Annotated in this window: 8 protein-coding genes; all 8 read right to left on the bottom strand. The window is 73.7% G+C overall.

Annotated elements, in window-relative coordinates; all coding sequences use genetic code 11:
* Positions 1–167: 167 nt before the first annotated feature.
* The 8 genes from trpA to AB0D45_RS26835 all read right to left on the bottom strand — a co-directional run bounded on the left by trpA (position 168) and on the right by AB0D45_RS26835 (position 6,751).
* Positions 168–986, bottom strand: a complete 819-nt coding sequence (trpA, locus tag AB0D45_RS26870; RefSeq protein ID WP_362463586.1) for a tryptophan synthase subunit alpha — start codon at positions 984–986, stop codon at positions 168–170.
* A complete protein-coding gene (gene trpB / locus AB0D45_RS26865; RefSeq protein WP_362463583.1) occupies positions 983–2,257 on the bottom strand; it encodes a tryptophan synthase subunit beta in 1,275 nt (424 codons plus the stop codon). Before trpB ends, trpA begins: the two co-directional genes overlap by 4 nt.
* Before the next feature lie 196 nt (positions 2,258–2,453).
* Positions 2,454–2,663 (bottom strand): tryptophan synthase subunit(beta), encoded by a 210-nt coding sequence (locus AB0D45_RS26860; RefSeq protein ID WP_361600081.1) that lies wholly within the window; start codon positions 2,661–2,663, stop codon positions 2,454–2,456.
* Positions 2,664–2,671: 8 nt separating this feature from the next.
* Positions 2,672–3,481 (bottom strand): indole-3-glycerol phosphate synthase TrpC, encoded by an 810-nt coding sequence (gene trpC, locus AB0D45_RS26855; protein WP_361600084.1) that lies wholly within the window; start codon positions 3,479–3,481, stop codon positions 2,672–2,674.
* A gap of 182 nt (positions 3,482–3,663) precedes the next feature.
* Entirely contained in the window at positions 3,664–4,161 is a 498-nt protein-coding gene (locus AB0D45_RS26850) for a DUF2752 domain-containing protein (RefSeq protein WP_362463580.1), read from the bottom strand.
* A 68-nt stretch (positions 4,162–4,229) separates the two neighbouring features.
* Entirely contained in the window at positions 4,230–4,481 is a 252-nt protein-coding gene (locus AB0D45_RS26845) for an HGxxPAAW family protein (RefSeq protein WP_361600090.1), read from the bottom strand.
* Between the two features lie 126 nt (positions 4,482–4,607).
* A complete protein-coding gene (locus AB0D45_RS26840) occupies positions 4,608–5,246 on the bottom strand; it encodes a TIGR02234 family membrane protein (protein WP_362463577.1) in 639 nt (212 codons plus the stop codon).
* A gap of 14 nt (positions 5,247–5,260) precedes the next feature.
* Entirely contained in the window at positions 5,261–6,751 is a 1,491-nt protein-coding gene (locus AB0D45_RS26835) for an anthranilate synthase component I (protein WP_361600095.1), read from the bottom strand.
* Positions 6,752–6,764 lie beyond the last annotated feature (13 nt).

Raw genomic sequence — 6,764 nt, 5'->3', positions numbered from 1 at the left:
CTCGTGCGGGTGTGTTTGGGGGGCCTTTGGTTTGGTCGCTGCGGGGTGCGCACGGTCTTTCTTCTCGCACACGTGCGCCCAAAGTAGGGGGGGAGGCACTCGCGTGCCTCCCCGCTGCCGATTCCACCCGATCGGGCTACAGAACCTCGTTCCGCGCCCGCTCGGGGTCAGGACCTGCGTACGCCTTCCGCAAGCTCGCCCGCCAGCGCCCGCACGGCGGACAGGCCCGCGGGCAGGTCCGGGGCGTCCAGGAGCAGCTTGACGAAGGCGGAGCCGACGATCACACCGTCGGCGAAGCCGGCCACCTGCTTGGCCTGCCGGGCGTTGGAGACGCCGAGGCCGACGCAGACCGGCAGCTCGGTGGTGGCGCGGGTGCGGCGCACCAGCTCCTGCGCCTCGTCGCCGACGGACTCGCGGGTGCCGGTGACGCCCATGAGGGAGGCGGCGTAGACGAAGCCGGAGCCGGCGGCGGTGATGGTGGCCAGGCGCTCGTCGCGGCTGCTGGGGGCGACGACGAAGACGGTGGCCAGACCGTGCTCGGCGGCGTGCTCGCGCCACAGCGCGGACTCCTGGACCGGCAGGTCGGGCAGGATGCAGCCGGCGCCGCCGGCGGCCGCGAGCTCGGCGGTGAACCGCTCGACGCCGTAGCGGTCGATGGGGTTCCAGTACGTCATGACCAGGATCGGGACGCCGGTGGCCTCGAAGGCCTCGCGCACGGTGCGCAGCACGTCGGCGATCTTCACGCCGCCGCGCAGGGCGATGTCGTCGGCGGTCTGGATGACGGCGCCGTCGAGGACGGGGTCGCTGTGCGGCAGGCCGATCTCGACGATGTCGGCGCCGCCCGCGATGACGGCCTTGACGGCCTCGATGCCGCCGTCGACGGTCGGGAAGCCGGCCGGGAGGTAGGCGACGAGGGCGGCGCGGTCCTCGGACCTGGCCTTGGCGAGGGTCGCGCTCAGCAGCTCGATGTTTCCGTTGGCGCTCACTTGTCGTCCCCCTCGGCGAACTCGTCGGCGGCGACTTCGCCGTCGGTGTCGTACAGCCCGAAGTAGCGGGCAGCGGTGTCCATGTCCTTGTCCCCGCGGCCGGACAGGTTGACCACGATGAGGCCGTCCGGGCCCAGCTCCTTGCCGAGGTCGAGGGCGCCGGCGAGGGCGTGGGCCGACTCGATGGCCGGGATGATGCCCTCGGTGCGGGAGAGCAGGCGCAGGGCCTGCATGGCGGCGTCGTCGGTGACCGCGCGGTACTCGCCGCGGCCGCTGTCCTTGAGGTAGGAGTGCTCGGGGCCGATGCCCGGGTAGTCCAAGCCGGCGGAGATGGAGTAGGGCTCGGTGATCTGGCCCTCCTCGTCCTGGAGGACGTAGCTGCGGGAGCCGTGCAGGATGCCGGGCTCGCCCGCGGTCAGGGTGGCGGCGTGCTCGCCGGTCTCCACGCCGTGTCCGGCGGGCTCGAAGCCGACGAGGCGCACCTCGGCGTCGGGGATGAAGGCGTGGAAGAGGCCGATGGCGTTGGAGCCGCCGCCGACGCAGGCGGCGACGGCGTCGGGCAGCCGGCCGGCGCGCTCGACGATCTGGCGGCGGGCCTCGACGCCGATGACGCGGTGGAAGTCGCGGACCATGGCCGGGAAGGGGTGCGGGCCGGCGACGGTGCCGAAGAGGTAGTGGGTCTGGTCCACGTTGGCGACCCAGTCGCGGAACGCCTCGTTGATGGCGTCCTTGAGGGTGCGGGAGCCGGACTTCACGGCGATGACCTCGGCGCCGAGCATGCGCATGCGGGCCACGTTGAGGGCCTGGCGCTGGGTGTCGATCTCGCCCATGTAGATGGTGCAGTCGAGGCCGAAGAGGGCACAGGCGGTGGCGGTGGCCACGCCGTGCTGGCCGGCGCCGGTCTCGGCGATCACGCGGGTCTTGCCCATGCGCTTGGTGAGCAGTGCCTGGCCCAGCACGTTGTTGATCTTGTGCGAGCCGGTGTGGTTGAGGTCCTCGCGCTTGAGGAAGATCCGGGCGCCGCCGGCGTGCTCGGCGAACCGGGGCACCTCGGTCAGGGCGCTGGGCCGGCCCGTGTAGTTGACCATGAGGTCGTTGAGCTCGGCGGCGAAGGCCGGGTCGCTCTTGGCCTTCTCGTACTCGACGGCGACCTCGTCCACGGCGGCGACGAGGGCCTCCGGGATGAACTTGCCGCCGAAGTCGCCGAAATAGCCCTCGGCGTTGGGGACGTGACCCTCCGGGTCCGGGATGAAGAACGAGGTGGTGGACATGCCACTGCTCCTACGGGTACGGGATGCGAGGCTCGGCTCGACGCGGCTGGATGCACCGTATTGCGCCGCCGCTCCGCCGCCCGCGCACCCCGCGGAGGGTGGGCGGACGGGACGGTCCGCGCCCGCGCGGGGCTAGGGACCGTACGCGGCCGCCCGCGGCCGGTGCCTCAGGGGTACCGGGCCGGGAGGGCCGTGGTCAGGGCGCGGTCGCCCCGCGCCATCGCATGCCGTTGACCTGTCCGGGCTCGGACCCGATCACGTAGCGCACCCGCCTGCCGTGCACGCGGCGTGCCGGGGCGCGGCAGCCGCGGGGGCGGCAGCCGCGCGCCAGCGGCGCGTGCGCCGTCGGCACGCCGGCCGGGCCGTGGCCCGGCCGGGTGCGGACGGAGGGGGAGGCGGGAGGCATGGGAGTGGTCAGCTCCGCCCGTGGCGCAGGGCGGGGTGGGCGCCGGCGGCGACGAGGTCGGCGACGGCCGCCTTCGGGTCGCGGCCGGTGACCAGGGACTCGCCGACGAGGACGGCGTCGGCGCCCTCGTTGGCGTAGGCGATCAGGTCGTGCGGTCCGCGGATGCCGGACTCGGCGACCTTCACGATGTGCGGCGGGATCTCTCCGACGATCCGCTCGAAGGTGGAGCGGTCGACCTTGAGGTCCTTCAGGTTGCGCGCGTTGACGCCGATGATCTTGGCGCCGGCGCTGACGGCCCGCTCGATCTCCTCCTCGTCGTGCACCTCCACGAGCGGGGTGAGGCCGATGGACTCGGCCCGCTCGATGAGGGAGACGAGGGCCTCCTGGTCCAGGGCCGCGACGATCAGCAGCACGAGGTCGGCGCCGTAGGCGCGGGCCTCCCACAGCTGGTACGCCGTGACGATGAAGTCCTTGCGCAGGATCGGGACGTCCACGCGGGCGCGGACGGCCTCCAGGTCGGCCAGCGAGCCGCCGAACCGGCGCTGCTCGGTGAGGACGGAGATGACCGCCGCCCCGCCGGCCTCGTAATCGGCGGCGAGCCCGGCCGGATCCGCGATCGCGGCCAGCGCGCCCTTGGAGGGGCTGGAGCGCTTGACCTCGCAGATCACCTTGACGCCGTCACCGCGCAGGGCGGCGACACCGTCCTTGGCCTGGGGCGCCTTGGCGGCACGCTCCTTGAGCTCGTCGAGGCTGACGCGGGCCTGCCGTTCGGCAAGGTCTTCGCGGACCCCTTCGATGATCTCGTCGAGCACACTCACGCGAGCGGCCCCCTTCCGGGTTGATGACGGTCGGCCGCCTTGCAGACACGTATCACTGCATGGTCAGCACTCAAATGGTATCCGCAGGCAGCCGGGGCCTCCGCACGGAGTTCTCGGTTTCCCAGGGACTGGACACTCGGAATATTGCCTTCCCGTAGGCCCCGGCGGGGCCTCGTCCGGGGTCAGGGGGCCAGCGCGGAACCGAACGGGAGATTCCGGACAATCGAGAAGGCCAGTACCAAGGCCCCGATCCCCCACCAGTGGACCGGTCGCAGGGCGATCCGGGGCGCCGGGGCACCGCGGAAGGCCCGCAGCAGCCACAGGGCCGTGAACACGGCGAAGACGAGGTAGCCGGCCACCGCCACGGCGTTGGCCCCCAGGGCGGCCGGCAGGTCGCCGGTGGCGAAGGCGTGCGCGCTGCGCAGCCCGCCGCAGCCGGGGCACAGCACCCCGGTCAGCCGGAAGAGCGGGCAGACCGGGTAGTGCCCGGGCTCGTTGGGGTCGACGGCGCCCACGTACGCGAACGCCGCGACCGCCCCCGCCAGGGTCAGCGCCGGGGCGGCCAGCCGGCCGGCCCGGGAGGCCCGTACGGGCGCCGGGGCGTGCGGCAGCGGCGGCCGGGGCACGGCGGCCGGGGAGGCGGTGCGAGGGGCGTCCACCCGCTGATTCTCTCCGCTCATGACAAAAGGCGCAGCCCGGCGGGGCCGCGCCTTTCGCACAGCGGACCGGCGGACCCGCGGGATCGCGCTCAGACCTTGGCGGGGACCCGGTTGGCCGCGATGACCTCGGCGAGGTCGCGGTGGCCGTCCTTGGGGGCGCCCATGCCCGCAGCCCGCATCGCCATGCCGACGACACCGCCGAGCGCGACGACGACCAGGCCCGCCCAGAAGCCGAGCGGGTTCGCCAGCACCATGAAGGCGCCGGAGACGCAGAAACCGATGAAGGCGATGATGACACCGGTCCAGGCGGCCGGGGTGTGTCCGTGGCTCGTGCCCGCCATGAGTTGCTCCTCGTTGCTCTGTCTCAAGCTGTGTAGAGAGCGCGGCCTGTGTCGCACGCTCGCTGTCATTGTCCCGCACGGGGACGCGGGTTTCTCCAGCGGGTGGGGCCCGCCGGGGGCGCCGCGTCAGCGGGTGGGGTCCTCGCCGCGGTCCAGGGCCTTCCACAGGTCCTCCGGCCGGTCCGGGTCCACGGGGGCGGGGGTACGCCCGCGGGGGCTGCCGTCGCGCTCGTAGCGGCCTCCCATCGCGGGCCAGCTCCGGCCGAAGCGCAGGGCCAGCAGGCCCGCGATCAGGATCAGGGCCGCGCCGGAGGCCGTGACGTACGGCCACACGGTGTGGCTGAGCTCCACCACCCGGGCGGCGGTGTCCGCCGTCGCGGTGGCGGCCCGTTCGTCCAGGGCGCGCCGGTCGCCGGCGGCGGCCACCGCGGCCAGGGCCGCGCCCAGCCCGCTCAGGGCGAGCAGCCCGGACACCAGCAGCCGGCCCGGACCCCGTACGGCGAACACCGCGACCAGGGCCGCGAGGCCGACGATGGCGAGGGCCGCCGGAAGGCCGGTGACGGCCCGCCCGTCCGCGGTCAGGGGCAGCGTGCCGCCCCCGACGGAGGCGCTGCCCCGGGCCCAGGTGCGGCCGGAGGCGAGCAGGACGACGGTGGCGCCGAGCGCGCCGAGCAGCAGGGCGGCGGCCACGGTGCGGCGGCCGGTGCTGCTGTCGGGGGCCTCGGCCTCGTTGACGGGGTGGGGTACGGCACTCACGTACCCCACTATCCCCTACGGGCTCAGGCGCGGTGCAGCCGGTTCGCCGCTCCCACGGCACGCAGGACGGCGGCGGCCTTGTTGCGGCACTCCTGGTCCTCCAGCTCGGGCACCGAGTCGGCGACGACGCCCGCTCCGGCCTGCACGTACGCCGTGCCGTCGCGCAGCAGCGCGGTGCGGATGGCGATGGCGGTGTCGGAGTCCCCCGCGAAGTCGAGGTAGCCGACGCAGCCGCCGTACAGGCCGCGGCGGGAGGGCTCCAGTTCCTCGATGATCTGCATGGCGCGCGGCTTGGGCGCACCGGAGAGGGTGCCGGCGGGGAAGCAGGCGGTGAGCACGTCGAAGGCGGTCCTGCCCTCGGCGACGCGGCCGGTGACGGTGGAGACGATGTGCATGACGTGCGAGTAGCGCTCGATGCTCATGAAGTCGACGACCTCGACGGAGCCGGGCTCGCAGACCCGGCCCAGGTCGTTGCGGCCGAGGTCGACGAGCATGAGGTGCTCGGCGCGCTCCTTGGGGTCGGCCAGCAGCTCCTCGGCGAGGTCGTTGTCCTCCTGCGGGGTCGCGCCGCGGTGGCGGGTGCCGGCGATGGGGTGAACCATCGCCCGGCCGTCCTCGACCTTGACCAGCGCCTCGGGGCTGGAGCCGACCACGTCGAAGCCGTTCTCGAAGCGGAAGAGGTACATGTACGGGGACGGGTTGGTGGCCCGCAGCACCCGGTAGACGTCCAGCGCGGAGGCGTGGCAGGGGGTCTCGAACCGCTGCGAGGGCACCACCTGGAAGGCCTCGCCGGCCCGGATGCGCTCCTTGACGTCCTCGACGGCGGCCTGGTACTTCTCGCCGCCCCAGAGCGCGTCGAAGGGCGGCAGCGCGGACTCCGGGAGCGCGGCGGGCGCGTAGGGCGCGGGCCGGGCGAGGTCGGCCTCCATCGCGTCGAGGCGGGCGACGGCGTCGGCGTGGGCCTCGTCCGCCCCGGTGTCGAGGGCGTTGTGGTTGATGGCGTTGGCGATGAGCAGGACCGTGCCGTCCCAGTGGTCGAGGACCGCCAGGTCGGAGGTGAGGAGCATGGTCAGCTCGGGGAGCTCGAGGTCGTCCTCGGCGTGGTCGCCGATGCGCTCCAGCCTGCGCACGATGTCGTAGCCGAGGTAGCCGACCATGCCGCCGGTGAAGGGCGGCATGCCGCCCGCCAGGTCGCGGGGAGTGTGCAGGGCCTCGACGGTGGCGCGCAGGGCTTCGAGGGGGTCGCCGTCCGTGGGGACGCCGACGGGCGGGGTGCCGATCCAGTGCGCCTGGCCGTCCTTGACGGTGAGGGTGGAGTCGCTGCGCACGCCGACGAAGGAGTAGCGGGACCAGGAGCGCCCGTTCTCGGCGGATTCCAGCAGGAAGGTGCCGGGGCGTTCGGCGGCCAGCTTCCGGTAGAGCCCGACCGGGGTGTCCCCGTCGGCCAGCAGCCGACGGCTCACGGGGATGACGCGGCGGTCGGCCGCGAGCTTGCGGAACGTCTCGAGATCCATGGGCGGGACCCTA

The organism is Streptomyces sp. NPDC048352 (genome assembly GCF_040651895.1).
GTDB lineage: Bacteria > Actinomycetota > Actinomycetes > Streptomycetales > Streptomycetaceae > Streptomyces.
The sequence above is the reverse complement of the archived record's forward strand: the minus strand, read 5'-3'. Positions and strand labels throughout refer to the sequence as shown.